26 protein-coding genes and 1 pseudogene are annotated in these 26,955 nt (G+C 66.6%); 15 read left to right on the top strand and 12 right to left on the bottom strand.

Annotated features, from left to right (window positions below; translation table 11 throughout):
* Position 1 precedes the first annotated feature (1 nt).
* Positions 2–1,384 carry a peptidoglycan DD-metalloendopeptidase family protein gene (locus tag GBZ48_RS13410; RefSeq protein WP_174471513.1) on the top strand — a complete coding sequence of 461 codons (1,383 nt, stop codon included), beginning with the start codon at positions 2–4 and terminating at the stop codon, positions 1,382–1,384.
* Positions 1,385–1,428: 44 nt separating this feature from the next.
* Here the strand turns inward: GBZ48_RS13410 and GBZ48_RS13405 are convergent, their stop codons facing one another.
* The 4 genes from GBZ48_RS13405 to GBZ48_RS13390 form a co-directional block, all read right to left on the bottom strand.
* Entirely contained in the window at positions 1,429–1,602 is a 174-nt protein-coding gene (locus tag GBZ48_RS13405; RefSeq protein WP_158285610.1) for a hypothetical protein, read from the bottom strand.
* A gap of 103 nt (positions 1,603–1,705) precedes the next feature.
* Positions 1,706–2,665: a lipid II:glycine glycyltransferase FemX gene (locus GBZ48_RS13400; RefSeq protein ID WP_174471512.1), complete on the bottom strand. Its 960-nt coding sequence runs from the start codon at positions 2,663–2,665 to the stop codon at positions 1,706–1,708.
* Positions 2,666–2,695: 30 nt separating this feature from the next.
* Positions 2,696–3,556, bottom strand: coding sequence for a flagellar motor stator protein MotA (gene motA / locus GBZ48_RS13395; protein WP_098740974.1), 861 nt, complete (start codon positions 3,554–3,556; stop codon positions 2,696–2,698).
* Between the two features lie 364 nt (positions 3,557–3,920).
* Positions 3,921–4,289, bottom strand: coding sequence for a hypothetical protein (locus tag GBZ48_RS13390; protein ID WP_246307172.1), 369 nt, complete (start codon positions 4,287–4,289; stop codon positions 3,921–3,923).
* 372 nt (positions 4,290–4,661) lie between these two features.
* Here GBZ48_RS13390 and GBZ48_RS13385 point away from each other — a divergent pair, with 372 nt between their 5' ends.
* Positions 4,662–5,237, top strand: coding sequence for a glutathione peroxidase (locus tag GBZ48_RS13385; RefSeq protein WP_174471511.1), 576 nt, complete (start codon positions 4,662–4,664; stop codon positions 5,235–5,237).
* A gap of 19 nt (positions 5,238–5,256) precedes the next feature.
* On the opposite strand, the gene ccmB is transcribed toward GBZ48_RS13385, so the two are convergent.
* Together ccmB and ccmA are read right to left on the bottom strand one after the other, a co-directional pair.
* Positions 5,257–5,922, bottom strand: coding sequence for a heme exporter protein CcmB (ccmB, locus tag GBZ48_RS13380; RefSeq protein WP_174471510.1), 666 nt, complete (start codon positions 5,920–5,922; stop codon positions 5,257–5,259).
* Complete coding sequence (gene ccmA / locus GBZ48_RS13375; protein ID WP_174471509.1) at positions 5,919–6,611, bottom strand: heme ABC exporter ATP-binding protein CcmA; 693 nt, start codon at positions 6,609–6,611, stop codon at positions 5,919–5,921. The genes ccmB and ccmA overlap by 4 nt, the downstream gene beginning before the upstream one ends.
* 572 nt (positions 6,612–7,183) lie before the next feature.
* On the opposite strand from ccmA, the gene GBZ48_RS13370 reads away from it, so the two are divergent.
* The 5 genes from GBZ48_RS13370 (at position 7,184) to GBZ48_RS13350 (ending at position 12,308) form a co-directional block, all read left to right on the top strand.
* Positions 7,184–8,863 carry a putative transporter gene (locus GBZ48_RS13370; protein WP_246307171.1) on the top strand — a complete coding sequence of 560 codons (1,680 nt, stop codon included), beginning with the start codon at positions 7,184–7,186 and terminating at the stop codon, positions 8,861–8,863.
* Between the two features lie 137 nt (positions 8,864–9,000).
* Positions 9,001–9,807, top strand: coding sequence for an ABC transporter ATP-binding protein (locus GBZ48_RS13365; RefSeq protein ID WP_109051189.1), 807 nt, complete (start codon positions 9,001–9,003; stop codon positions 9,805–9,807).
* A gap of 86 nt (positions 9,808–9,893) precedes the next feature.
* Complete coding sequence (locus GBZ48_RS13360) at positions 9,894–10,748, top strand: lysine/arginine/ornithine ABC transporter substrate-binding protein (RefSeq protein ID WP_343049536.1); 855 nt, start codon at positions 9,894–9,896, stop codon at positions 10,746–10,748.
* Positions 10,749–10,909: 161 nt separating this feature from the next.
* A complete protein-coding gene (locus tag GBZ48_RS13355; protein ID WP_109051188.1) occupies positions 10,910–11,614 on the top strand; it encodes an ABC transporter permease in 705 nt (234 codons plus the stop codon).
* 4 nt (positions 11,615–11,618) lie between these two features.
* Positions 11,619–12,308, top strand: coding sequence for an ABC transporter permease (locus GBZ48_RS13350; protein WP_174471507.1), 690 nt, complete (start codon positions 11,619–11,621; stop codon positions 12,306–12,308).
* 213 nt (positions 12,309–12,521) lie between these two features.
* Here the strand turns inward: GBZ48_RS13350 and GBZ48_RS13345 are convergent, their stop codons facing one another.
* The gene (locus tag GBZ48_RS13345; RefSeq protein WP_343049534.1) at positions 12,522–13,679 is read right to left on the bottom strand and encodes a penicillin-binding protein activator; all 1,158 of its coding nucleotides are present in this window, start codon (positions 13,677–13,679) and stop codon (positions 12,522–12,524) included.
* Positions 13,680–13,783: 104 nt separating this feature from the next.
* On the opposite strand from GBZ48_RS13345, the gene rsmI reads away from it, so the two are divergent.
* The 4 genes from rsmI to gshB are packed head-to-tail and all read left to right on the top strand — an operon-like array spanning position 13,784 to position 16,897.
* Entirely contained in the window at positions 13,784–14,689 is a 906-nt protein-coding gene (gene rsmI / locus GBZ48_RS13340) for a 16S rRNA (cytidine(1402)-2'-O)-methyltransferase (RefSeq protein ID WP_246307170.1), read from the top strand.
* Positions 14,686–15,054: a YraN family protein gene (locus GBZ48_RS13335; RefSeq protein ID WP_098740964.1), complete on the top strand. Its 369-nt coding sequence runs from the start codon at positions 14,686–14,688 to the stop codon at positions 15,052–15,054. Before rsmI ends, GBZ48_RS13335 begins: the two co-directional genes overlap by 4 nt.
* Positions 15,055–15,081: 27 nt before the next feature.
* Positions 15,082–15,927 carry a SirB1 family protein gene (locus GBZ48_RS13330; RefSeq protein ID WP_174471504.1) on the top strand — a complete coding sequence of 282 codons (846 nt, stop codon included), beginning with the start codon at positions 15,082–15,084 and terminating at the stop codon, positions 15,925–15,927.
* A 22-nt stretch (positions 15,928–15,949) separates the two neighbouring features.
* Positions 15,950–16,897 carry a glutathione synthase gene (gshB, locus tag GBZ48_RS13325; protein WP_174471503.1) on the top strand — a complete coding sequence of 316 codons (948 nt, stop codon included), beginning with the start codon at positions 15,950–15,952 and terminating at the stop codon, positions 16,895–16,897.
* Positions 16,898–16,972: 75 nt separating this feature from the next.
* Here gshB and GBZ48_RS13320 read toward each other — a convergent pair whose 3' ends face one another.
* Positions 16,973–17,842 carry a LysR family transcriptional regulator gene (locus GBZ48_RS13320; protein WP_174471502.1) on the bottom strand — a complete coding sequence of 290 codons (870 nt, stop codon included), beginning with the start codon at positions 17,840–17,842 and terminating at the stop codon, positions 16,973–16,975.
* 108 nt (positions 17,843–17,950) lie between these two features.
* Here GBZ48_RS13320 and GBZ48_RS13315 point away from each other — a divergent pair, with 108 nt between their 5' ends.
* The 3 genes from GBZ48_RS13315 to GBZ48_RS13305 all read left to right on the top strand — a co-directional run bounded on the left by GBZ48_RS13315 (position 17,951) and on the right by GBZ48_RS13305 (position 20,103).
* Positions 17,951–18,319 carry a cupin domain-containing protein gene (locus tag GBZ48_RS13315; protein ID WP_174471501.1) on the top strand — a complete coding sequence of 123 codons (369 nt, stop codon included), beginning with the start codon at positions 17,951–17,953 and terminating at the stop codon, positions 18,317–18,319.
* 94 nt (positions 18,320–18,413) lie between these two features.
* Positions 18,414–19,412, top strand: a complete 999-nt coding sequence (trpS, locus tag GBZ48_RS13310) for a tryptophan--tRNA ligase (RefSeq protein ID WP_174471500.1) — start codon at positions 18,414–18,416, stop codon at positions 19,410–19,412.
* A 13-nt stretch (positions 19,413–19,425) separates the two neighbouring features.
* Entirely contained in the window at positions 19,426–20,103 is a 678-nt protein-coding gene (locus tag GBZ48_RS13305) for a pyroglutamyl-peptidase I family protein (protein WP_174471499.1), read from the top strand.
* A 3-nt stretch (positions 20,104–20,106) separates the two neighbouring features.
* Here GBZ48_RS13305 and GBZ48_RS13300 read toward each other — a convergent pair whose 3' ends face one another.
* Complete coding sequence (locus GBZ48_RS13300) at positions 20,107–20,481, bottom strand: MarR family winged helix-turn-helix transcriptional regulator (RefSeq protein WP_014249257.1); 375 nt, start codon at positions 20,479–20,481, stop codon at positions 20,107–20,109.
* Between the two features lie 953 nt (positions 20,482–21,434).
* Here GBZ48_RS13300 and GBZ48_RS13295 point away from each other — a divergent pair.
* Positions 21,435–22,964 carry an alpha/beta fold hydrolase gene (locus GBZ48_RS13295; RefSeq protein ID WP_343049533.1) on the top strand — a complete coding sequence of 510 codons (1,530 nt, stop codon included), beginning with the start codon at positions 21,435–21,437 and terminating at the stop codon, positions 22,962–22,964.
* A gap of 8 nt (positions 22,965–22,972) precedes the next feature.
* Here GBZ48_RS13295 and GBZ48_RS13290 read toward each other — a convergent pair.
* From GBZ48_RS13290 to GBZ48_RS13280, 3 genes and pseudogenes are all read right to left on the bottom strand, one after another.
* A pseudogene (locus GBZ48_RS13290) lies at positions 22,973–23,359 on the bottom strand (magnesium chelatase subunit ChlI family protein); the annotation flags it as partial.
* A 112-nt stretch (positions 23,360–23,471) separates the two neighbouring features.
* Positions 23,472–25,949 carry a bifunctional diguanylate cyclase/phosphodiesterase gene (locus tag GBZ48_RS13285; protein ID WP_174471498.1) on the bottom strand — a complete coding sequence of 826 codons (2,478 nt, stop codon included), beginning with the start codon at positions 25,947–25,949 and terminating at the stop codon, positions 23,472–23,474.
* Between the two features lie 603 nt (positions 25,950–26,552).
* A complete protein-coding gene (locus GBZ48_RS13280; protein WP_174471497.1) occupies positions 26,553–26,864 on the bottom strand; it encodes a hypothetical protein in 312 nt (103 codons plus the stop codon).
* Positions 26,865–26,955: the final 91 nt, after the last annotated feature.

Here is a 26,955-nt window from a genome sequence, read left to right as displayed (position 1 = left end):
GGTGCGTTCGAGGCTCTCCCGCCTTCCCACGCTCGCCTTGCTTGCCATCATCACGGCCGGTGCGCTGACGCCTGCGACTGTCGTCGCGCGCAACGCCGATGCGCCGAATGGCCGGGCTCCCCATGCCTACAAGCCGGCGGTGAAGCCGAACACCGGTGCGGAGAGCGCCGCGGAGGCCAAGGACGATGCAGGGGATGACGGTCCAGCCACCGGACCGGTCGACCGGCGCACCCTGTCCATCGGCCGTGGGGATACGCTGATGGATCTGCTGGCAACCGCCAACGTCCCGACCAACGATGCGCACGATGCCGTCGCCGCCCTGCGCGAGGTCTATAACCCGCGCCGTCTGCAGGTCGGCCAGCATGTGACCGTCCTGTTCGAACCGCGCCGCGGCGGTGCCCGCAAGTTCGTCGGGTTCGAGTTCGCCCCTGATCCTCTGCGGTCGGTATCGATTGCGCGCAAGGACGATGCCGGCTTCACCTCCAGCCAGACCGAGAAGCCGGTGACCCGCAAGCCGGTGGCGGCGCAGGGTGTCATCCGCTCCAGCCTGTTCGAGGCGGGCGCGCAGGCCGGGGTTCCGATCTCGGTCATGATGGCCTTCATCCAGAACTTCTCCTATGACGTCGATTTCCAGCGCGACCTGCAGCCGGGCGACCGTTTCGAGATCCTGTATGAGAAGCTGGTCACCGCCGAGGGCACCCAGGCCGGCGAGGGCGAACTGCTGTACGCTTCGCTGACGCTGAGCGGCGATGACATGCCGATCTACCGCTTCAAGACCCGCGACGGACGTATCGACTATTACAATGGCGACGGCGAGAGCATCCGCCGCGCCCTGCTGCGCACTCCCATCGACGGCGCCCGCATCACGTCGGGCTTCGGCATGCGGCACCACCCGATCCTGGGCTTCAGCAAGATGCACAAGGGGGTGGACTTCGGAGCGCCGAACGGGACGCCGATCTATGCCGCAGGCCGCGGCACCATCGAGATCGCGGAACGCAGCAGCTCCTACGGCAACTATGTCCGTATCCGCCACAACACCGAGATCTCCACCGCTTACGCCCATATGAGCCGCTTCGCCAAATCCATCAGCCGCGGCGCGCGGGTCGATCAGGGCGACATCATCGGCTATGTCGGCACCACCGGCCGCTCCACCGGACCGCACCTGCATTACGAGGTGCTGAAGGCCGGACATCAGGTGAACCCGCGCTCCGTGGATCTGCCGACCGGCGAGAAGCTGGAAGGGCGGGAACTTCAGGCGTTCCAGCAGGCCCGGCGGTCGATCGAAAAAATGTTCGAGGACAGCCGCAGCGGCATGCAGCTTGCCCGGACCCCGGCCCCGGCATCGGCCGAGGAGAAGGGCTGTAACAAGGCCAGCAGCTGCTGACCTGCCGATGAACCGCGCACCGGCGGCGAGGATCACCGGTGCGCCTATTCCTTGTTCATCATGTTGCGGATGGCGCCGACGAACTGGCGGGCGGTATCCTCATTTTCCAGCATCTTCTGCAACCTGTCGCGGATGATCATCGCCTTCGGCCGCTGCTGCATGGCGCGTTCGATGGCGACGTCGGCTTCGCCAGGCTTCAGGGGTTCGAGGTCTGACATGGCAGATATCCCATGCGGAAGAGCTGTTGTATCGGCACGCAGGTAAGGATAGCCGGAACCGCTGCGGTCATCATCAGGCAAAGCAGATCAACGATACACCATGTCAGCGATACTGGCCGACGGTTTCCACCGCCTCGCCGCCGGTGCCGAGCTTGAACTCGGTAACGCCGGGAGCAGTGTCGGGGTTGATGCCGCCGAGGTCGAGGGCTCGGACGCCGCGCTGCTTCAACTCCCGCATCGCCCTCCAAAGCACCAGCCGCGTGGCGCCGTTCTTGCGCCCCGCCTCGCTGGCCCAGCTGATCTGACTGGTGGCGCAGACGCCATGACGGAAGAACAGCCAGCAGGCGGCCGGCATGCTGCCGTCCAGCGCCGTGATCATCAACGCCCCGTCGTTGCGGCCGCCGCCTTTGACCATGGCGTTGCGCAGACGGACCGCCAGCGGCCCGGTCATGGCGCGGAACCCCTTCTCGCGCGCTTGATCATGCTCCCGCTTCATCAGCCAAGGCAGGTTGTCGGCCTTCCAGTCGACGTCGAGGACGAGGCCGGCCTTTTCGGCGCCGCGCAGGCGCTTGCGCCAGTCGCGGGCAAGGCCGGCATGCATCGCCTCCTCGCTCCGCGTCAGATCCAGCCAGACGGTCCGATAACCGGGGCCGACCTTGCGGAAGCCGCAGCGGGCGAGCAGTGCCTCGTTCTCCGATCCCGCCGGAAGTTCGGGCAACAGGTTGGCGCGGCTGAGCGGATGGCCAGGACAGGCGCGGCGCAACAGGCGGAACACCGCCTCCAGCGTGCCGGCATCGGGGATCGTACCGTCCAGCCACAGCGGTCCGCGGTAGCATTGCCGGTCATGGAACAGCTTCAGCGTCCGGCGGTCGAGCGTCTGGACGATCCCGATCGGCTCGCCATCACGGCCGATTACGCCCAGGCGCGGCACATGGCCATAGGTGCGGCCCATGGCGCGGCCATAGGCGAAGCTCTGCAGCAGGGTGGAGCGGGGAACGCGGGCGAACAGCGCATCCCAATCGCCGACGGTGCCCTCGTTCCAGGCGATGTCGATGTCCGGCATCGGCGTCTTCCGAAAGATCAGGTAGCCGGATCAGGCGGGCGGCAGGGCGGAAGTCGCCTCTTCCACCTGGGCGAAGGTCGGACGGTATTCCGGTTCCAGCACGTTGCGGGCGTATTCCACCGAAATGGCGGGCGCGTAACCGGACAAATGCGCGATCAGGCCGGTCTTCATTGCCTGATAGTACTTGCCCTCGGCGTGGTAGACGTTCTTGAGGCCGCTGGCGATGGGCGCGAGGAAGCCGTAGGCGACCAGAATGCCGGTGAAGGTGCCGACCAGCGCGCCGCCGATCAGCTTGCCCAGCACCTCGGGCGGCTCGGTGATCGAGCCCATGGTGTGAATCACGCCCAGCACCGCCGCCACGATGCCAAGCGCCGGCACGGCGTCGGCCACCGCCTGGATGGCATCGGCGATGCGCTGGTGTTCGTGGTGCATCGTCTCGATGTCCTCGTCCATCAGGTCGACCAGCTCATGCGGATTGTCCGCGCCCAGCGACATCAGACGGAGATAGGTACAGAGGAAGGCGATGGCGTGATGGTCGCCGTAGAATTTCGGGAACTGCTGGAAGAGCGGCGAGTCCTCCGGCTTTTCGATGTGCTGTTCAAGCGCCAGCAGGCCCTTGGTCTTCGCGATCTTGAAGACTTGGTACATCATGGTGAGGACCTCCAGGAAGTCCTCCTTCTTGTATTTCGGGCCTTTGAACAGGTGGCCCAGCTCCTTGCCGGTGTGGGTGACCACCGATTTCGGATTGGCGATGAAAAAGGCGCCGGCACCGGAACCCAGGATGATCATGAACTCGAACGGCATCCACAGCACGCCCATGTGGCCACCGCCGAGGATGTAGCCACCGAACACACTGAAGATCACGATGCCGAAGCCGATCATCACGAACATTCGGTCTCTCCCCTCCCCATACCGACCACGGGCCGCAAGATGCTCCCGGCGGACAGATGGCCGGACATCGGTTGAGTTTCCGTGAATCACCCGAACGGCCTACCGCCTTCGCGACAGGCCGCGCGATCCTACCGATGCAGGAGTGCCCTGTCACGAGAGGACTGAGGAGTAAGGGTTTTCAACGGGTGCAGGGAGGAGGGACGATGAACGGGTCGCTGGGCTCCATGCCCAGGAGGGCAAATGCACAGCCGGAGCGCGACGGAAAAGCACAAGATGGTCACAGCCCAAGCGGGGCGGACCGACAACGCAACGCCCCAGCGACCGGGTGGAGCGGCCAACTGGGGCGCTCGAAAAGCACGGAACGTTATCGAAGCGGAATGTTCATCTGGACGCTGACGCCCGGCTGCGGCGGCGGGGCATAGATGACCGGGGGCGGTGCGTAGGACGGCGCGTAGATGACGCGCGGTGGCGGCGGCGGGGCCGGCACCACGACCACCGGCGGCGGCGCACCATAGATGACGACCGGACGGTCGTCATGGTGATGCTTCTTGTGGTGGCCCCAGCCATGGCCGCGACCATGCTCGCCCGGGTCGGCAAGTGACGGCGCAGACAGCGCGGCACCGAGCAGCAACATCGTTCCGGCGACGCCGGCGGCCTTCGCCGCGGCACGGGCAGCCCGGCGCATCGCCGTTCGCGGCATCTGGAGATCCTGCATGGCGGCTCCGGCGTTCATCGACCTGTTCTCCTGGAATGGGCTTGCATCGGCAACGGGAAGCGCGGACACCGGACGGATGGCCACATACCCATTTCGATGGGATAAACGCTTATGCTCAGGCTGAGGCTCGACCGGGTGGGACATTTTTGAGCGCTGTGCGGTGGACGGGATTGGGTGAAGGGACGGCGGCGGGAGGTTGCCGTGCATCCTTACCTATGAAGCTGTTGATCGACGGCGGTCGCCGCTACCCGTCCGAAAGGGTTAGACCGGATGACGCGCGCAGTTGGATGGCGCCGTCATGATCCGATGGGCACTTGGCCCCGTATCAGGCATCGTATGGATAAGGATGACCTCATCCCAACCGCCATCCCCACCCACCGAGCCGCGCCGATGACCGTCCGAGCCAAACTTCGCACCGTCGCTATGGTGGCAGTCCTTTCCATGATGGGAGGCGCCAGCGCTATGGCCGCAAGCAGCGCTTACGATTTCACCTTCCAGAGCATCGACGGCAAGCCACTGCCGCTGTCACAGTTCAAGGGCAAGGCGATCCTGGTGGTCAACACCGCCTCGCAATGCGGCTTCACCCCACAATACAAGGGGCTGGAGGCGCTGTGGCAGCGCTACCGCGACCGCGGTCTGGTGGTGGTCGGCGTGCCGTCCGACGATTTCGGCGGACAGGAACCGGGGAGCGCCAACCAGATCAAGGATTTCTGCGAGGTCAATTACAGCATCGACTTCCCGATGGCGGACAAGACGGTGGTGTCGGGCGAGAGCGCCCATCCCTTCTACCGCTGGGCGGCGGACGAGCTGGGCTTCCTCGCGAAGCCCCGCTGGAATTTCCACAAATATCTGGTGGGGCCGGACGGCAAGCTGGTGTCCTGGTTCTCCACCATGACCGACCCCGAGTCGGACAAGGTGCGCGAGGCGATCGAGACGTTGCTGCCGGAAAAGGCGCCGAAGTCGTAGCGGTACCGTCGCTCCTGCCCTACTCCACCGCCTGCCGCAGCGCCGCGGCACCCGCCCAGGGGGCAAGCGGCAGGGCGGCGGCGAGGATGCCGGCAAGCAGAAGCAGGTGCGGGCGCGGGGTCAGCCCGTTGATCGCGGCGTCAATGGCGCCGGCGCCGAAGATCAGCACCGGAATGTAGAGCGGCAGGATCAGCAGCGACAGCAGCACGCCGCCCCGTCGCGCGCCCAGCGTCAGCGCCGCCCCGATGGCGCCGATCAAGCTGAGGATCGGCGTGCCCAGCGTCAGGGTCAGCACCAGCACGCCGAACCCCTGCGCATCCATGTTCAACAGGACGGCCAGCAGCGGAGCGGCGACGATCAGCGGTACGCCGGTGACCAGCCAATGGGCCAGGGTCTTCGCCAGAACCGCGGCCTCCAGCGGCAGGGGGGACAGCGACAGAAGCTCCAGCGAGCCGTCCTCGTAATCGGTCTGGAACAGACGCTCCAGCGAAAGCAGCGAAGCGAGCAGCGCCGCCACCCAGATCACGCCGGCGGCGATGCGGGCCAGGATGTTCGGCTCCGGACCGACGCCGAAGGGGAACAGCACCACGCACAGCACGAAGAACATGACGGCGATGGTGGCGTCCGAGCCCTGGCGCAACGACAGCCGCAGGTCACGCGCGACAAGGCGCAGGAAACGGCTCATGGCCCGGCCCCTTCTTCCTCATACTCGTCGCCCACCTCTTCATCGCCGGCCTCTTCGTCGGCGTAGGGGGCGAACTCGTCCAGATGCAGGTTCTCGCCGCCGGGAGTGGCGATGTCGGTGTGGGTGGACAGCACCACCATGCCACCCTGCGCCCGATGTTCGGCGATCAGCCCCTCGAACAGGGCGATGGCAGCGCGGTCGAGCGCCACGGTCGGTTCGTCCAGCAGCCACAGGGTCGCCGGTGCGGCCAGAAGCCGCGCCAGGTTCAGCCGGCGCTTCTGACCGGCCGACAGGTAGCGGCCCGGCACCCCGGCGATGTGCGGCACCCCAAGCCGGTCGAGTGCGGCCCGCGCGTTGGCGGCAGGATCGGCGGCCCCGGCCAGCGCCGCCCAGAAGGCAAGGTTCTCCGCCGCCGTCAGCACCGGCTTCACAGCGTCGAGATGGCCGACATACTGTACCTGCGCCCGGTGGGCGTCGGGATCGTCGGCGACCGACACCCCGTCCCAGCCCAGCGTGCCGCGCAGCGGCTTCAGCAGTCCGGCCATCACCCGCAGCAGGCTGGACTTGCCGCTGCCGTTGGGACCGAGCAGAACCAGCGCGCCGCCAGGGGCGATGCGGAACTCCAACCCGGTGAAGACCAGCCGGTCGCCACGCAGGCAGGTCAGTTCTGATCCGGCAAAGACGGGCATGGTGACAGGTCGCGCTTCCGGTTGAGGGAGGCGCTGCTATAGCACAAGGCGGCGGGAAAGCCGGAGCGAGAATGCGGTCGCCCCAGCGGTCAACCGACGCAGCGGTTCAATGGACGCGGGACAAAAGAAAAGGCCACCGCGAGGGGGTTCTCGCGATGGCCTTGCGTCCGGCCGGGTCCGGCCGGTCGATACCTTGTGGAACGGCTTCGTTCGTCGGCGCGATGGCGCTAGGGGGAACGCCGATGCGCGCGACCTCTGGGGCCGGTTGCTTGGGTTATCGTGTAAGGGAAGAAAGTGGCAAAATTTGGATGGAGTTCGAGGAAACGGATGCTACCCGATGACGCACCACGGTCACCGCAGCGCTGCGCTCCCATGCATGCGCCGCAGCGCCGGGTGCCGGGATTGTCACGGCTAAAGGCCGGACGCTTGTTCTGAATCAACGCCTTGACCGCTGTCCTGACGCATCGTGGCACCGTCATGCCCCCGCTCGAACGGGGACCGCCGCCCCCCTCAGGGTTTCGCCATGATTGCGGCGGCGTCTGCCCAAATGTGTTCAGGAAGCGAGTTGTCCCATGTCGGCCTTCGCAGACATCCTCCAGGCCATGCCGCCGATCGCGCGTGTGGTGTTCATGCTCGGTCTCGTGTCGGCGGCGGGCGTGGCACTCGGCCATATCAAGATTCGCGGGGTCGGGCTCGGCATCGGCGGCGTGCTGTTCGCCGGGATCGCCGGCGGCCACATCGCCAAGGAGGCGGGCATCGCCTTCAATCCGGAGATGATGGACTTCATCCGCGACTTCGGGCTGATCCTGTTCGTCTACACCATCGGCATTCAGGTCGGTCCCGGCTTCTTCGCCGCACTGCGCCGGACCGGGCTGGCGCTGAACGGGCTGGCCCTGCTGATGGTGGGGTCGAGCATCCTGCTGACCGCGGTGCTGGTGTCGTCGGGGGCGCTGTCGCTGGGCTCCTCGCTGGGCGTGTTCGCCGGTGCCGTGACCAACGCGCCGGCGCTCGCCGCCACCCAGCAGGTTCTGACGGAGGTCGGGGCCGGGGCTGGGGTGATGGCCCTGCCCGGCCTTGCCTTCGCCGTCACCTACCCGTTCGGCATCGCCGGCAACCTGCTGTCGATGGCTGCCGTCCGCATCCTGTTCCGCATCGATCCGGAGGCGGAGGTCACCCGCTTCGAGGATTGCCGCCGGGCCGAGGTGTCAACGCTGGAGACCATGGATCTGGCGGTCCGCAATCCGGAGCTTGCCGGCCGGCCGCTGGGCTCCATCGACCTGCTGTGCGGCCAGGGGGTGGTCGCGTCGCGCCTGTTGTGCGACGGCAAGCTCTGCGTCCCGCATGACGGAACCTGCCTGAAGCTGGGCGACGTGCTGCATGTGGTCGGGCCGCGGCCGAAGCTGGAGCAGGTGCGCGCCCTGCTGGGGCAGGAGTTCGACCGGCCGCTGACCACCAAGGGCACCGACCTGAAATGGGAGCGCATCGTCGTCACCAACAACGCGGTTCTGGGCAAGTCGATCGCCACGCTGAACCTTCAGGATGCCCATGACGTGGTGGTCAGCCGGGTCAACCGGTCGGGCGTGGAGCTGGTGCCGACCCCGGCGTTGAAGCTCCAGTTCGGCGACATCCTGACGGTGATCGGCCGGCCGGACGGTCTCGCCGCCGTCGGGCAGATTTTCGGCAACTCCACCCGCAAGCTGCAGCAGGTGGAGATGATCCCGATGTTCCTGGGCATCGTGCTGGGTGCGGCGCTGGGTGCCATCCCGATCTTCCTGCCGGGGATGCCGGCGCCGCTGCGCCTCGGCCTTGCCGGCGGGCCGCTGATCGTCGCCTTGATCCTGGGCCGCATCGGCCATGTCGGGCCGCTGGTCTGGTTCATGCCGCCGGCCGCCAACCTGGCGCTGCGCGAGATCGGCATCATCCTGTTCCTGGCCGTGCTGGGCATCGCGTCCGGCGACCGCTTCGTCGCCACGCTGGCCAGCGGCGCCGGCTGGCCCTGGATGATGTGGGGCGTGCTGGTGACGCTGGTGCCGCTGCTGCTGACCGGGCTGGTCGCGCGCGGGCTGATGAAGCTGAACTTCCTGACCATCTGCGGCGTCCTGGCCGGCGCCCAGACCAACCCGCCGGGGCTGGCCTATGCCAACGCGCTGGTCGCGTCAGAGGCTCCGGCGCTGGCCTATGCCACCGTCTACCCGCTGGCGATGTGCCTGCGTATCCTGGGGCCGCAAATTCTGGTACTATTGTTGTGGTAACGCACCATTTTCCGACACAAGCGACACAACGCGCGCGACGTGTGAAATCCGCGTTGCGGAACCCCTGTGCCCCGGTCTAGCCTGTGCCGTAATGGTCAGACCATAACCAGCCTCCACAACCCAGCCGGTTCTCCCGCATGCATCGCCATCCGCCCGTCAGCGATTCCGCACCCGCCGCCGTCGCCGTGGAGGATTTGCACAAGCGGTTCGGCGAGCTGGAGGTTCTGAAGGGCGTGTCGCTGACCGCGCGCGAGGGCGACGTGATCACGCTGATCGGCTCGTCGGGTTCTGGCAAAAGCACGCTGTTGCGCTGCATCAACATGCTGGAGATCCCGGACGACGGCCGCGTGGTGATCGGCGGCGAGTCCATCGCGCTGAAGAAGACGCGCGGCGGCGCCAGCGTCCCCGCCGACTCCCGGCAGGTGGAGCGCATCCGCACCCGGCTCGGCATGGTGTTCCAGAGCTTCAATCTCTGGACCCACATGACCATCCTGCAGAACGTGATCGAGGCGCCGGTCCATGTGCTGGGCGTACCGAAGGCCGAAGCCGTCGACCGCGCTCGCATGCTTCTGGACAAGGTCGGCATCCTGGCGAAGGCCGACAGCTATCCGGTCCAGCTTTCGGGCGGGCAGCAGCAGCGCGCAGCCATCGCGCGCGCGCTCGCCATGCAGCCGAAGGTGATGCTGTTCGACGAGCCGACCTCGGCGCTCGACCCCGAACTGGTCGGCGAGGTTCTGCGCGTCATCCGCCAACTGGCGGACGAAGGCAACACGATGATCCTGGTGACGCACGAGATGGGCTTCGCCCGCGAAGTGGCGTCCAAGGTGGTTTTCCTGCACCAGGGGCGGATCGAGGAGGAGGGGTCACCCGACAAGGTGCTGACCAACCCCGACTCGGACCGGGTGCGGCAGTTCCTCTCGCGCCATCTGTCCGGCGCGGCGTGAGGGGACGAGGCAGAGGGCAGGACCGGACCGTCAGAAACAGCCCGGCTCCCAACAGGGGCCAAAGAACGGGCGAACCGAACAGAGGAGTGTGTTCCTTGAAGAAGATCGTTTCGGTCCTGGCGCTCGGCGCCATGATGGCCGTCGCTGCTGCCGGCGCCGCCGGTGCGAAGGAATGGAAGACGGTCCGCATCGCCAGCGAGGGCGCCTATCCTCCGTGGAACGCCACCGACACCTCGGGCAAGCTGACCGGCTTCGAGGTCGACCTCGGCAACGACCTGTGCAAGCGCATGAAGGTCACCTGCGAGTTCGTCGCCCAGGATTGGGACGGCATCATCCCGGCCCTGCAGCAGGGCAAGTATGACGCCATCATGTCGGCGATGACCATCACCGACGAGCGCAAGAAGGTCATCGACTTCTCGGTCCCCTACGGCACCGAGCCGTCGGTCTTCGCCGTGGTGACCGGTTCGCCGCTGGCCAAGGCGCTGAACCTCGGCGCCGACCGCGTCGACCTGAACGACCAGGGCAAGGCCAAGCCGGTCCTGGACAAGCTGGCCGAAGCGCTGAAGGGCAAGTCGGTCGGCGTCCAGGTGTCGACCATCCAGGCCGACTTCATGGACAAGCATCTGCCGAAGGTGACCATGCGCACCTACGACAAGATCGACAATGCCGGAATCGACCTGGGCTCCGGCCGCGTCGACGCCATGCTGGGCGACCGCTCGGTCGTCGAGGCGGTGGTGAAGGCCACGCCGGACAAAATGGTCATCGTCGGCCCGAACTTCATCGGCGGCGTGATCGGCGAAGGCATGGGTGTGGGCCTGCGCAAGGACACCGCCGACCTGAAGGCGATGTTCGACAAGGCCATCGGCGAGGCGCTGAAGGACGGCACCGTCAAGAAGCTGAGCACCCAGCATTTCGGCTACGACATCTCGCCCACCAAGTAAGGGGGCGAAGCAGGGCGGGCCCCAGGTCCGTCCGTCTGATCGGTACGGCGCCCGGCGGCCTTCACGGCGACCGGGCGCCAGTCGTTCAGTAACCTCCGTTCGCTGACCCCCGTCCGGCCGGCGCTCTGCGCCGCGCCCGGCGGGCCTTACCGGGCGTGCCAATGCTGGAACTCCTTTCCTTCGGTCCCAACGGCTGGGGCGGACAGCTGCTGATGGGCACCGCGATGACGGTCGCGGTCGCCGTGTCGGCCTTCGCCTTCGGCATCCTCGTCGGGTCGCTCGGCGCCTCGGCCAAGCTCAGCCACTCCCTGGCGCTGAACGTCGTGGCCGATGTCTACACCACCATCGTGCGCGGCATCCCCGAACTGCTCGTGATCTATCTGCTGTTCTTCGGCGGCAGCGGGGTCGCCACCTCCATCGCCTCCGCCTTCGGCTATGACGGGCGCGTCGATCTGAACGCCTTCACCATCGGCGTGCTGGCGGTCGGGCTGATTTCCGGCGCCTACTCGACCGAGGTGATCCGCGGTGCGGTGCAGTCGGTCCCCTTCGGCCAGATCGAGGCAGCGCGCGCCTGCGGGATGAGCCGCTGGCTGATCCTGCGCCGGGTGCTGGTGCCGCAGACGCTGCGCTTCGCCCTGCCCGGCCTCGGCAATGTCTGGCAGCTGACGCTGAAGGACACGGCGCTGGTGTCGGTGACGGCGCTGGCCGAACTGATGCGCATCACCCATCTGGCGGCCGGCGCCACGCGCCAGCCCTTCCTGTTCTACAGCACCGCCGCCGTGCTGTACCTGATGCTGACCACCATTTCGACGGCGCTGTTCAACCGTGCCGAAATCTCCGCCAATCGCGGCGTCCGGAGGGCCTGAGGCCATGAACTGGCAATTGATGTGGGACAGCCTGCCCCGCATGCTCGGCGGGCTGACGCTGACTCTGCAGCTGATCGTCGGATCGCTGGCGCTGGGCGCGCTGGTCGCCTTCGGCGTGGCGTTGCTGCGTCTGTCAGGCAACCGCGTGGTGGAGACACTGGCGGCGGCCTATGTCTTCGTCTTCCGCGGCACGCCGCTGCTGGTGCAGATCTTCCTGGTCTATTACGGGCTCGGCCAGTTCGAGTTCATCCGCGACAGCATCCTCTGGCCCTTCCTGCGCGAGCCCTACTGGTGCGCCATCCTGGCGCTGACGCTGAACACCGGCGCCTACACCAGCGAGGTGCTGCGCGGCGCCATCCTGTCGGTGCCGCAGGGACAGGTGGAGGCGGCGCGGGCCTGCGGCATGTCGCGGGCGCTCGCCTTCCGCCGCATCGTGCTGCCGGTGGCGATCCGCCAGATGCTGCCGGCTTACGGCAACGAGGTGATCCTGATGGTGAAGGCGACCTCGCTCGCCAGCACCATAACGCTGATGGAGGTCACCGGCATCGCCCGCCGGATGATTGCCCAGACCTTCGCGGTCTTCGAGCTGTTCATCGTCGCCGGGGCGATCTATCTGGTGCTGAACTTCATCGCCACCCGCCTGATCAAGTTCGCCGAATGGCGCCTGACCCCCTATCTGCGGGCACGGGCGTAAGCGGCGTAAGTAAGGATAGCGTCGAACAGGCCCTCTCCCACCCAGAGGTTTTCCCCTCTCTCCCTTGGAAAGCAAGGTCAGGGTGAGAGAGACGCACAGCGACGATCCCCGGGTATCCTTACCTGGGAAACGAAAACGCCGCGGTCCGTCCCGATGACGGCCGCGGCGTTTTCGTTTCCCCACCTCTCCTCCCGGATGAGAGAGCGTGTTTCCTTACTGCCCCAGCATCTCGAAGGACGGCGGAGCCGGATCGACCACGCGCGATCCGGTCGGGGTGATCTCCATCACCGCCAGCCCGCGTTCGACCAAGCCGTCGCCGCGCAGGCGGAACAGGCCGTCCAGCCCCTCGAAGCCGTTCGGGTTTGTCATCGCCATGCGGTCGAAGGGCACCGGACCGCTGGTGCGGGTCAGCACCGCGGCAATGGAGGTGGCGTCATAGGCCAGCGTGGCGATGCGCGGCGGCTTGCGGCCATAGACCTGCTCGAACTGCGACTCGAAGCGGGCACGGGTCTGCGGGGCCGGGGCGGCGTAGAGCGCGCCGACCAGCGCCGGCTCCTGCCCCAGCGCCCCTTGCGAGCTGTCGTCCCACAGGCCGGTGCCCAGCAGCTTGACCTGCTGCGGCTGCACGCCGTTGGCGGCCAGCGCCTGGGCGATGCCCTGGGCGCGCTGCCCGCCTTCGGCCAGCATCACCGCCTGCGGCTGCGGGGTTTCCTGGGCCACCTGCTTGGCCGGGACCGACAGGTCGGTGACCGCCGGATCGTAGCGTTCGACCTGCGTGGTCATGGTGCCGAGCTTCGGTGCGATCTGCTGCATGGCGTTCACCACCGCGTCCCCATAGGGCGAGCGCGGCGCCAGCACGGTGAAGCGCGTCGCCCCACGCGAGCGGGCATAGCCGGCGACGCGGTTGACCTGATCGGCCGGGACGAAGCCCAGCACATAGGTGCCGTTGCCGGCCTGGGTGGCGTCGTTGGTGAAAGCCAGCACGTCGACGCCGGCATTCTGGGCGATCGGCCGCACCGCGGCGACGTCGGCGGCGAACAGCGGGCCGATGATCAGGCGGGCGCCCTCGGTCAGCGCCTGACGCGCGGCGTCGGCCGCACCGCCCGGCGTGCCCTTGGTGTCGCGAGGCAGAAGCTGGAGTTGGTCGCCGGCCATGTCGAACAGCGCCATCTGGGCGGAGTCCAGCATGGCCTGCCCGATGGCGGCGCTCTGCCCGCTGAGCGGTACCAGGACGGCCACCTTGATCGGGCCCTGCGCTTCGGGCAGGGGAGCCACCGGAGCCGGGACCGGTTGCGGCGCTTGTGCCACCCGCGGCGGCGCGCTTACAGTCGAACAGGCCGACAACAGGCCGGCGACCAGCAAGGCTGCCACGCCGTGACGTTTCAGACCCTGTGAGAAAGCTGTTGCCAAGCGTGCCACCAATCGTCTCCACATCTGCTGAAACGGCCGCCGATACCGAAGGCGAGACCCAAGGCATGGTCCCCACCGAGCCGGCCGAAAGTGGCGCTCAAGGTAGCCCCCTCGCCGCGCCAAGTAAACTCGCGGGCGGGCTGTATGTCGTCGCTACCCCCATCGGAAACGCCGCGGACATCACGCTGCGCGCGCTCGACACGCTGAAACGGGCCGACGCCATCGCCTGCGAGGACACGCGCGTCACCGCCAAACTGATGGGCATCCACGGCATCCACACCCCCTTCGTCTCCTACCACGAGCACAACGCCGCAAAGATGCGTCCGATCCTGATCGGGCGCATGAAAAACGGCGAGGCCATCGCGCTGGTCACCGACGCCGGCACCCCGCTGGTCTCCGACCCGGGCTACAAGCTGGTGCGGGAATGCGTGGCGGAGGGGGTGGCGGTGACCACCCTGCCCGGTGCCTCGGCCCCGCTGGTGGCGCTGGTGCTGTCCGGCCTGCCGACCGACCGCTTCCTGTTCGCCGGCTTCCTGCCGAACAGGAGCAGCGCGCGGCGCGCCACCGCCGGCGAACTGAAGGGCGTGCCCGCCACCCTGGTCTTTTTCGAATCGCCACAGCGCCTGCCGGAGTCGCTGGCCGATCTCGCGGATATCCTGGGTCCGCGCGAAGCCGCTGTCGCCCGCGAGCTGACCAAGCTGTACGAGGAGGTGCGGCACGGCACACTGCCCGAGCTGGCTGCCCATTATGCCGAGGCCGGCCCGCCGCGCGGCGAGGTCGTGCTGGTGATCGGCCCGCCGGGAGAGGAGGCGACGCCGGGCGAAGCCGATGTCGACGCCCTGCTGCGCGAGGCGCTGACCCGCCTGTCGGTGCGCGATGCCGCAGCCGATGTCGCCGCCCGCACCGGCCAGCACAAGCGCACCGTCTATGCCCGCGCGCTGGAACTGCAGCGGGAGGAAAGAGCGAAATGACCGACCTGGATGCGCGGCGCCTGCGGGCCGAAAGCCTGGGCCGCCGGGCGGAGGCGTTGTGCCGCCTGTCGCTGCGGCTGCGCGGCTACCGCATCCTGGCAAGCCGCTTGCGCACGCCGATGGGCGAAATCGACATCGTCGCCAGACGCGGCCAAACCATCGCCATCGTCGAGGTGAAGGCGCGCGGCGATTGGGACACCGCCAACGAGGCGCTGAACGCCCGCCAGCGCGGCCGGCTCGCCCGCGCCGCCCATGCCTTCCTCGGCGCCAACCCGCGCTATGCCGGCTATGTCTTGCGCTTCGACGTGATGCTGGTTACCCCTTGGGCTTGGCCCCGTCATCTGGTCGATGCCTGGAGACTGTGAGGGGATGAATTTGAGGGGGCGACAGTCTTGAGCAACCGCGCGGAAGCCCGCGAAATCCTGCGCCGCATCGGCGACCAGCCGGACGACGAGATCGATCTGGCCGAAGCCGCCCTGGCTCTGGGCGCGCTGGAGTTGCCGAACGCCGACCTCGCCCCCTACCGCGCCCACATCCGCGCCATCGTCGAGGATCTGGCCGCCCGCGTCGCAGCGCAGGATCAGGCCGCGGGCGACAGCCTGGAAGCACGCATCGCGCACCTGCACGCCGTGATCGGCGAGCGCCACGGCTATTCCGGCGACCACGACACCTACGACGACCTGCAGAACGCCAACCTGCTGCGGGTGGTCGATCGCCGCCGCGGCCTGCCGGTGGCGCTCGGCATCCTCTATATGCATGCCGCCCGCTCGCAGGGCTGGCCGATGGTGGGCCTCAATTTCCCTGGCCATTTCCTGGTCCGCATCGAGAAGGACGGCGCCCGTGCCATCCTCGATCCCTTCAACGAGGGGCAGACCCGCAGCGTCGTCGATCTGCGCGATCTGCTGAAGGCCACGGCCGGAAGCGCCGCCGAGCTGGAGCCCGGCCATTACCAGCCGGTGTCGAACCGCGACGTGCTGCTGCGCCTGCAGAACAACATCAAGCTGCGCCACCTGTCGGCACACGATGTACCGAAGGCGCTGGAGGTTCTGGAGGCGATGCGCCTGTTCGCCCCGCACGAGCCGGCGCTGTGGCGCGAGACCGGCCTTCTGGAAGCCCATGCCGGCAATCTGAAGGACGCCATCACCGCGTTGGAGACTTTCATGGCGCTGACCGGCGACGACCATCACCGGCGCCAGACCGCCTCGCTGATCCAGCAATTGAAGAACCGCCTGAACTGACCCCGTTCCAGAGGGACCCGTCATGAGCCTCGCCGTCGCCTTCCAGATGGACCCCATCGAGTCGATCAACATCGACACCGATTCCAGCTTCATGATGGCGCTGGAGGCGCAGAAGCGCGGCCATCGCCTGTACCACTACCACCCGCGCGACCTGATCCTGACCGGCAACCGCCTGACGGCCCGTGTGCGCGAGATGACGGTGGTGCGCCAGCGCGGCGCCCACTATACGCTGGGCGAGCCGGTTATGACCGACCTGTCGACGATGGACGTCATCCTGCTGCGTCAGGACCCGCCCTTCGACATGGCCTACATCACCTCCACCCACCTGCTGGAACATGTCCAGCCCAAGGTTCTGGTCGTCAACGACCCGGCCGAGGTGCGCAACGCGCCGGAAAAGCTGTTCATCACCAAGTTCCCCGACCTGATGCCGCCGACGCTGATCACCAGCGACAAACAGGCCATTCTGGACTTCCGGGCCGAGCACAAGGACATCATCGTCAAGCCGCTGTTCGGCAACGGCGGCGCCGGCGTTTTCCACCTGAAGCCGGACGACGAAAATCTCGGCTCCCTGCTGGAGTTGTTCACCCAGCTCTACCGCGAGCCCGTGATCGTGCAGAAGTACCTGCCGGAGATCCGCCAGGGCGACAAGCGCATCATCCTGGTCGACGGCGAGCCGGTGGGCGCGGTCAGCCGCATGCCGCTGGAGGGCGAGGCCCGCGCCAATTTCCATGCCGGCGGCAGCGCCAGGAAGACCGAGCTGACCGCGCGCGAGCGCGAGATGTGCGCCGCCATCGGCCCGGTGCTGCGGGAGAAGGGTCTGGTCTTCGTCGGCATCGACGTGATCGGCGACTACATGACCGAGATCAACGTCACCTCCCCCACCGGCATCCAGGAGATCAACCGCCTGAACGGTGTTCAACTGGAAGCCCTGCTGTGGGATGCCATCGAGCGGCGGCGCGCGACACAGTAAAAATACGACGGCGCGTTGGGAAGTAAGGATACGGCTCCACTTTGAGCAAGCGGGCGAGCCGGATCGCTGGACCGGTCAACCCGACCGTTTGAAGCGGGCGAAGGCGTCGCGGATTTGCCGGGCCAGTTCCGCCGCCGCCAGCGAAGGCGTGCGGACCGGCCGGTGCAGCGTGACGGCGAAGGACGGCAGGTCGGGAAGGCCACTGTCCGCCGGCAGAATCTCCAGATCGGGCGGCACGGTGAAGGACAGCCAGGCCGAGACCGCAAGATCCATCCGTACGGTGGCGAAGGTGGCGTCGAGGCCGCCATTCTCGAACATACTGCGCCAGTCCCGCCCCTGCCGGCGCAGCGCCGCCATCACCGCCGGCCGGAAGACGCAGGTTTCCACCACCAGCGACAATGGCAGCGGGGTCGCGGCATAAGCACTGCCGCCGCGCGCACCGACCCAGACCAGACGGTCGATCAGCAGATGCTCGCCCTGCGCCGCCTCCACCGGCTCCTCGACCAGCGCAAGGTCGAGATCGCCATCGCCGATGCGGCCCGCCAGTTCGGGGGACGATCCGCAGATCAGCGTCAGTTCGACCTTCGGAAAGGCAGCGGTGAAACTCCGCAGCATTGGGGCGATGCAGGGAGCGACAAGGTCGTAGGGAACACCGATCCGCACCGGCCCGTCGATGGCGCCGCCGGTGATGTCTGCCCAAATCTCGTCGTTCAGCGCCAGCAGGCGCCGGGATTTCCCCAGCAAACGCTCACCCAACGCGGTCGGGCGCAATCCATTGCGGTCACGGATGAACAGGGGACCGCCGGCGAGCGCTTCCAGCCGGGCGATCTGCTGGCTGACCGCCCCCTGCGTCAGGTTCAGGTTCTGGGCCGCCGCCGTCATGCTGGCGTGGTCGGCGACTGCGGCAAAGCTGCGCAGCAGGGTGGTATCGAGATTTCTGGGCATGGCGGCATTATGGGTTCTAATGCCGTCTATCTCCACTATTAGTTTTCTAAGAGATCGGTTGGGCGTTATTCCGGTTCCATCCACACCGTGACCGGAGAAGTCGTTCCGATGATCCCTGCCGTCAACATCGACGCCGCGCTCGACGCACTCACAGAACACTGGTCGCCCAAGGTGATCGCGCGGGTAAACGACCAGTATGTAAAGGTCGCCAAGCTGAAGGGCGAGTTCGTTTGGCACCGCCACGATGACGAGGACGAACTGTTCCAGGTCATCCGTGGCCGGCTGCGCATCCAGTTCGAGGATGGTGGCGAGACGCTGCTGTCGCCCGGCGAGCTGTGCGTGATCCCGCGCGGGGTGATGCACAATCCGGTCGCCGACGAGGAGTGCTGTATTCTGCTGATCGAAACGGTGACGACGAAGCACACCGGCGACGTCGAGACGCCGATTACCCGCTCCATCGCGGAACAACTGGCCTGAAAGAGCGGGCGCGGCTGCGGCGCGCCGCGCCTTGACCGGCGGACTTCGGGGGGCGATAACTGCCGCCTCCCAGAGTTTTCGAGCGAGACCACCCGTGAACCGCATTTTCTCCGGCATGCAGCCGACCCGGCAGCTTCACCTCGGCAACTATCTGGGGGCGCTGCGCAACTGGGTGGAACTGCAGAACAGCTACGAGTGCATCTTCTGCGTCGTCGACCTGCACGCGCTGACCATCGACCAGGACCCGGAGGTTCTGCGCAACAACATCCGCGAGGTCGCCGCGGCCTACATCGCCGCCGGCATCGACCCGGACAAGAACATCCTGTTTAACCAGTCGGTGGTGTCCGGTCATGCCGAGCTGGGCTGGATCCTGTCCTGCCACACGCCGCTGGGCTGGCTGAACCGCATGACGCAGTTCAAGGAAAAGGCCGGCAAGCAGAAGGACATGGCCAACCTCGGTCTCTATGCCTACCCGACGCTGATGGCCGCCGACATCCTGCTGTACAAGGCCACCCATGTGCCGGTGGGCGAGGACCAGAAGCAGCATTTGGAACTGGCGCGCGACATCGCCGGCGCCTTCAATCGCCGCTATGAGACTGAATACTTCCCGCTGCCCGAGCCGCAGATCCTGGGCGAGGCCACGCGGGTGATGAGCCTGCGCGACGGCAAGAAGAAGATGTCGAAGTCGGACGAGTCCGAATATTCGCGCATCAACATGACCGACGACGCCGACACCATCGCGCAGAAGATCCGCAAGGCGAAGACCGATCCGGAACCGCTGCCGGAAACCGTGACCGAGCTGGAGGCCCGTCCGGAGGCCGACAACCTCGTCACCATCTATGGCGCGCTGGCCGGCCAGTCGCGCGAGCAGGTTCTGGCGCAGTTCGCCGGGTCCCAGTTCTCCGATTTCAAGAAGTCGCTGGTCGACCTGTCGGTGGACAAGCTGGCGCCGATCACCACCCGCATGAAGGAGCTGCTGGCCGACAAGGCGGAGATCGACCGGCTGCTGAAGAAGGGCGGCGAGCGCGCCGCCGCGATTGCGGAAAAGAACCTGAACGACGTGAAGGACATCATCGGCCTGCTGCGGCCGTAAGGATAGCTTGCCCGTGACGGCCCCCATCCTGATCACCGGCTTCGCGCCGTTCGGGACACCCCCGGACGGCGAAGTGGATCCTTCCGCTGACCATCCCCCCACCGATCATCCCTGGACGGCCGATCCGACCGCCCTGCTGATGGAGCGGCTGGCGGGAGAGCCGGGGGTCGTCACAGCCACCCTCCCCCCCCTGTATGACACCTGCGGCGAGGCCTTCGCCGCGCTGCTGGCGGAATACCGGCCGCTGGCGGCGCTCGGCTTCGCCTATCTGGACTCCAGCAACTACATCCGGCTGGAACGGCTGGCCTGGAACCGCGACGAAAGCCCGCTGGCCGATGCGGCCGGCACGGTGCGGGACCATGCCGATATCGTGCCCGACGGGCCGACCGCCTATGGCAGCACCCTGCCGGTGCCGCGGGTGATGCGCGAATTGTCGATGGCCGGACTGCCGGTGACCTTCGGCGATTTTTCCGGCGGCTTCCTCGGCAACCATCTGTTCTACCGGGCGCGCCATATCATCGAGAGCGCCGGTCTGGATGTGCCCTACGGCTTCTTCCACATGCCGCCGCTGCCCGAACGGGCGGCAACGCTACGCCGCTTCGGCGGTCTGGGTCTGGAGCGGCAGGAGCTGGCGGTACGCACGCTGGTGGGCATGCTGCGCCGGGCGCTGGACGGGGGATCGCTTAGGTAAGGATCAGGCCGTCCTGGCGGGACGGCGCTGGTCGGGCGGGTTCACGATGGCGCGCAGCGCGTCCAGGAACTCACGGCCCTTGTCGGTCAGGGTGACGATCTTGCGGCGGCGTTCGCGCGGATCTTCCTGCGCCTGCACCAGATCGAGGCCGGCTTTGCCGAAGCTGTGCCAGCGGCTGAGCGCCGCGACGTTGCGCGACGCGGAGGATTGGGCGATGCCCAGGCGTTCCGCCAGTTCGCCGATGGAGATGCCTTCGCTTTGCGCGATGGTCATGAAACTCAGCGCATACTGGATGGGCAGATCGGGGTCGAGCTTGCGGAATGCCTCAAGCACCTGGACGACGGTAAGGACCTCGTCATGACGAACGCGGGCCGGCATTTAGCAGGTCTCCGCGGCGCCGCGCGCTATGCAGCGCGGGAGGGTGGTCCCCAACGGGCCGGTGTGTAGATGATGTTCAGGCGTCCAAGCCATAGGATGACTTCCCCGTTTTCACGCCTCAGGTCGAAGGACCCGGCCGGCGATGCCCAGCGGGCGTGTTCAACGAAGAGACGGTGACCGCAAAAACCCAGAAAGACACACATGGGATCCTCTCGATATCCGGAATTCACGTTCGAAGGCTGCGGGAAGAAGGCGGGCCGGCTGAGCTTGATTGGCGGCCATATGGGCGGCCCAATTGGCGGCGGTGATGGCCGGATCGCCCGATCGGCGAGTCCAGGCAGTGGCTACGATGGCTTTCATCGAAACTCTCCAGGGGTTGAGTGAAGGCCGGCGTGAGAGGCCGGCGGATCCGGTATCGCCGGTCAGCGATACGGTTGCAAGGTCAAAAATGTCCGCGCGTCCGATAGGTTCCGATCGCGGATGTGAAAAGGCGGAAGACGGCAGGCGAGTGGAGGCTCTTCGCCGTCCCCGGCGTCTCCGTCCGTCAATCCGATGTCGCGCCGCAGGTGGTCGCACAATCGGCCCGGTCCCGAGGATAGCCCGGAATCGAGCCAGCGGCTCCGCAACGCCGTCCACAAGGTCGGCATGATCTGCTCCTGTAACCGAGAGGCACCGACGGCCGGGCCCCTGATGGCGAAATAATTCCGTGCGCGGATTTATTCCGTCAACCGGTTCCTCTTGGAGATGACCGTTCGTTTGCAAATGGCGTGACCTTCACTGCACGTCTGTTGCATATCGGCACCGCTTTTCCGCCGTTTCGCCGTCCACCGGGATGGAGCCGGCCATCTCTGGACAAGCGGGGATCGGTCGGTCAAACACAAGGCCGACGGCAAAAGCCGTCTGCGGTACTCCTCTCATCGGTCTCCTATCCATCAGTTGCGGGTCGTTTGTCCGTGTCCATCCTCCCCTCCTCCGCATGGCCGACAGCGGTGCGTTCCGCCCGCAAGCTGCTGGCGGTTGCAGCCGTGGCGGCTGGCGTGCTGTGGAGCCTGCCCGCGGCGGCGGAGGCACGCTTTACCCCCGGCCCCTGCTGGTTCACCGTTCCGGACGGCGAAGCGGCCCTGTGCGGGACGGTGGCGGTGCCGGAACGGCGCGACCGTCCCAACAGCCGCAGCCTGCGCCTGCCGGTCGCCGTCCTGCTCAGCACCGCCCGCCAGCCGGCCCCCGATCCCGTGCTGTTCCTGGAGGGCGGCCCCGGCGCCTCCCCCTTCGGCAGCGGCGAGGCGACGGAGGAGCGGATGGAGGTGTGGTGGGAACTGTCGGCCCCGTTCCGCCGCACCCGCAACCTGATCCTGTTCGATCCGCGCGGCGTCGGCCGGGCGGAACCCGACACCGATTGCCCGGAGCTGGACGCCGTCGGCACCACCCGTGGCACCCGGCCACTGACGCGCGAGCAGCGGGCGGCGGCGGAACGCTCGGCAGTCAGCGCCTGTTCGGCGCGGCTGCAGGCGGCCGGGCTGGACGCCACCCAGTTCTCCACCCCCGTCGCGGCGGAGGATGCGCTGGACATCGTCACCGCGCTGGGGGCCCAGCGCGTGAACCTGTTTGCGGTGTCCTACGGCACGCGGGTCGGGCTGGAGATCCTGCGGCGGCAAGGCGCCCGTGTCCGCACCGCCGTCTTCGACAGCGTCTATCCACCCGACGTCAATGCGCAGGAGGAAATGGCTTGGCTGGCGCAACGCGCCTATCGCCGGCTGTTCGACGACTGCGCCGCCAACCGGTCCTGCCGCTCCGCCTTTCCCGATCTGGAAAAGCGCTTCCTCGGCCTGATCGACCGGCTTGACCGCAATCCGGTCGAGATCGTCGTCGGCGACCATGAGACGCGCCGCGTCCTGCGGCTGACCGGCGGGGCCGCCATCGCCGCCGGGCTGGAGGCGATGGCGGTCAGCGAGGCGGTGCCGGCCCTGCCGATCATGCTCGACCGCGCCATCCGCGGCCAATACGCCACGCTGGCCGAATGGGCGCCGACCAACTGGCTGGGCGACCCGGAGGTCGCCGACGGGCTGGCCTTCTCGGTCGAATGCCGTGAGTCGGTGACCACCGCCGATCCGTTGAAGCGCGCCGACAACGCCCGCCGCTATGCCCCCTACGGGCTGGTTGCTGCCGACGACCCCGGCCAGCGCGTCTGCCGCCTGTGGCCGGCCGGCCATCAGGAGTTGACCGAGCGCCTGCCGGTCGCCAGCCCGGTGCCGGTGCTGCTGCTGTCCGGCGCCTACGACCCCGTCACCCCGCCGGAATGGGGCGACCGCGCCGCCGCCACCCTGCCGAAGAGCCGCCATCTGGTCTTCCGCGCCGCCAGCCACATCGTGACCTCCGGCGAGGACTGCGCCATGGTCGCCGCCGTGACCTTCGTCGAGCAGGAGTCGGTTCCGGCGACCGCCTGTCCGGGCGCGGCCAAGCCGCCGGTGTTCGAAGGGCCGTAGAAGCTCCCTCATCGCCCCGGCGCGATCCGCCGATAGCTCAGCGCCTCCGCGATGTGGCGGCGCCTGACTCCCTCGGCCCCGTCCAGATCGGCCAGCGTCCGTCCGACCCGCATAACCCGGTGATAGCCGCGGGCGGACAGCTTCAGCCGCTCCGCCGCCTCGGTCAGCAAGGCGCGGCCGGGGGCGTCGGGGGAGGCCACCTTCTCCAGCAGTTCGCCGTCCGCCTCGGCGTTGGTCCGCACCGCCCGGCCGGCCGGGTAAGGACCGAAACCGCCGTAGCGCTCCGCCTGGATGGCGCGGGCAACGGCGACGCGGGCGGCGATGTCGGCGCTGCCTTCCGCCGGGGGCGGCAGGCTGAGGTCGGCGGGGCTGACCGCCGGGACGTCGATGTGTATTGGCTTCAATCAAATTTCGGACTGCATCTTGGTTAAGCCATTGATTATCCGAGTCGGCTGTTCAGCTAATTTTCAGACCAGAGCAGCTAAAAATCGGACTCGTTCAATTTTTTCAGCTAATGACTGGACTGTTTTGACAGCACTTTTCCCGCGATGGTTCGGATTGCCCTGACGTGGTCCGCCCGATGCCCTCCACGCCAGAGAGCTGCCGCCCTTGAACGGGTACCAGGACCAGCTTTGCCAGCCGGCAGGGCTCCGACGGCTGGCGGCCGAGGATCCAGGTCTTGAGCTGCTCCAGCGGCATTGGCCGGCCGACCAGATAACCCTGGATCATGTCGCACCCGAGTTCCTGGAGAAATGCGGCCTGCTCGGCCGTCTCGACTCCTTCCGCGACCACCGACAGCTTCAAGGTTCGCGCGGCCTCAATGATCATCCGAACAATGTCGCCATCACGCGTACCGTCGCGAGCCTGCTGCACGAAGGATCTGTCGATCTTCACCGTGTCGATGTCCAAGCGGCGCAGATAAATCAGACTAGAATAGCCGGTGCCGAAATCGTCCAGAGCCACTGCGATGCCCAACGAGCGCAGCCGGTTGAGCGTGGCCTGCGCCCTATCATGATCGGCGATCACCGCCGTTTCCGTCACCTCGATTTCCAGGCAACCGGGATCGATGTGGTACTGCCGCACCAATCCCTCGGCGACCGTGGCCAGATCGCCGCGGTTGACCTGAGCCGCGGCGACATTGACGGCGATGGTCAACGGTCCAAGGTGGTCCGCATCCCAGGAGGCGAGGACGCGGCAGGCCTCGGCGAGCACCCATTGTCCCAACGGCTCGATCAGGCCGGTTTCCTCGGCGAGCGGGATGAACTCTCCCGGTGAGATCAGTCCACGTTCGGGATGGTTCCAGCGCACCAGCGCCTCGACGCCACACAGCTGCCCGGTGGCGAGTGCGAGCTTCGGCTGGTAGACCAGGGAAAACTCGGAGCGTTCAATGGCACGGCGCAACGCAAGCTCCAGGTCCAGCCGCCGGTCGGCGGCCTGCGCCATGTCGGACGTGAACATCCGCATCGTGTTGCGGCCTGCGGCCTTGGCCGCATACATTGCCATGTCAGCGTGCTTCAGCAGGCTGGAGGTGTCACGCCCGTCAACAGGGAAGCGGGCGACGCCGATAGAAACGCCGGTGGTCAACACCCGCCCGTTGAGGACCAGCGGGGCGCCGAGCGCAATCCGGATGCGATCCGCCAGATGCGCGGTGTCCTTGCCTCCTGTGACGCCATCGGCAAGAACAACGAATTCATCGCCACCCAGGCGGGCGACCATATCGGTGGGCCGAACCGCCCCCTTCAGGCGCTGCGCAACCGCGACAAGCAGCTGATCGCCGGCAGGGTGTCCCAAAGTGTCGTTGATAACCTTGAACAAGTCGATATCGAGGAAGAGGATCATCAGGCTGGATGCATCGGCTGCAGCACGGTCGAGGATCCGGGTGGTAGCTTCGACAAAAGCTGTGCGGTTTGGAAGGTTGGTCAAAGGGTCGCGATAGGCAAGGTCATGCGTGCGCCGGACCGCATTCTCCAAAGCCATTGTCCGTTCAGCCACGCGCGCTTCCAACACGCGCTCGTTGTCCCGCAGCAGACTGTTGGCAGAGGCCAGGGCAACACTGGTCCGGTGTTGGCGCACGCTGAGGCCGACGAGTCCGGCTGCGAACAGCAGGATGATAACCGATACCAAGGTGGCTGCGGCGAAGAGGAAGGAGGTCCGTTCAGTCAGGTGGGCGTAGAGTTCCTCCTCGGAAAGCAGCACCATGCTGACCAGCGGCTGTATGGCTGCCCGGCGGTAGGCAGTAATGAAGGGACGGCCATCGATGCTGCTGGTCATCCTCACCACATCAGCCTCAGGCCGCGTGTTATCGAACTGAGCCCGGTCGGCGGGCAGTTCCCGTCCGATCTGCTCGCGACGCACCGGGTCGTTGGCGGCTGTGTGGATCATGCGGATGATGCGATCTCTGCCGACGACCGTGATCACCCCTTCATTGCCGATCGGCAGATCTTTGGCCAGACGGGAAAAGGCGAGCGGGTTGACGGCGATCGTCACGACACCTTGAAAGCGCCCATCTTGTGTCAGAAGGCTTCGGGAGAGATGCAATGACCATTCACCGGTGCTTGGGTCCAGGATCGGCTTGCCAATTCGAAGACGATCATCGCCGTCCGTGGCAGCCCAGCTCTGATGCCAGCGATAGGCGTCCTGGCTGCCCGGCTCTTCCGCATTGGGTGGGAAGAGGGTGGTATCGACCAAGCGGCCCTTGCCGTCGAGCACGGCAATCTGCATCAGTGCCACGTCATTCATGCCGTTGGCGATCTTGGCCAACAGATTTGGAGCCAGGTCTGGGCTGCTGAGCAACTCCCTACGGATGGACAGAAGGGCTTGATCAATACGAGCGATGCGCTCGGTCAGCCGAGCGTCAACGGCGCGCGCGATGTCGGCGGCCTGCTGACGGGCGGCCATCTCGGTCAGGTGTCGGTCGTGAGAGAGCTGTGCGACCGCGGTCAGCCAAACGGCCCCCAGAACAAAGGCAGTGAAGGCAACGACCAAGGAGAGCAGAGACCGAAGCGGCGCTGCGGCCCTCGGGTGCGGTCCACTCATCGTATGCATTTCCATGGGCAGTCATGACAGCTGACAGAGCACCAGACTGTGGACGAAGGCTGGCTTGCCGCCGATGATCGCATAGCCCACAGTTAAGATAAAATGGGGGTATGCCCTAATGACGATAAGAAAATCCTTAACAACTTACTCGACATCAAAATTCAGCTACTCAAGTGGTCGCAGTGAAGACCAATGGCGACGCTGTCGCGGTTTGTTATGGATACCCCGATACCGGCTAAGATTTGGCTGGGTTCATGAATGTCAAACAAAAGGAAGAATGATATCAACGTGGAAGCTGCAAGCGTGATCACTGCAGCCATCGGCGGTGCTAGCGTTCACATCAATGCTGTTTTCCCCACCGGTAGAATACCTATTCACAAGGTAGAAGCATAACCACAAGCGGATGAGTCGCCCTAGCGGCCCTTTCCCACGCAGATTTCAAACCTTTCCGCGAGGATGCTGCCGACCCAGCAACTTCACCCGATCACGTTGTGGCCAGACTGAGCGGTGATGGATCAAACTGATTGAAGAGAGATTGTAAGCTCTGCTACCTCACTCCGCAGTTGGGCTTGCACTCTGGCGCACCACGTCCAACCGCCGCTCCCTCGCCCCTGCCGGAGTGCCTGAGCCGTCGGTGACGGCATGCCCTCGCTCCACCGCCGCCGCCAGACCGCATGCTTCCTCCGCCGTGGCCTGGACCTGGCCGATGATCGATTGGGCGGCGATGGCCTGCTGCTCAATCGCCCCGGCAATCCCAACCGTCACCTCGTTCACGCTGTCAATGGTGCCGACGACCTCGCCGATCGCCTGCGCGGTTCGCCTGGGATGGGGCCCGGATGTCCGCCGCCCGCCGGGCGATGTCACCTCGCAGGAGTTACACCGAAGATCTCCTTCATCCACCCGTATAGATTTCCGGCCAAGCCATGACGGCCACGTAACCGACCGTGCGGCCAAG

The organism is Azospirillum melinis (assembly GCF_013340935.1).
Classification (GTDB): Bacteria; Pseudomonadota; Alphaproteobacteria; order Azospirillales; family Azospirillaceae; genus Azospirillum; species Azospirillum melinis.
The sequence above is the reverse complement of the archived record's forward strand: the minus strand, read 5'-3'. Positions and strand labels throughout refer to the sequence as shown.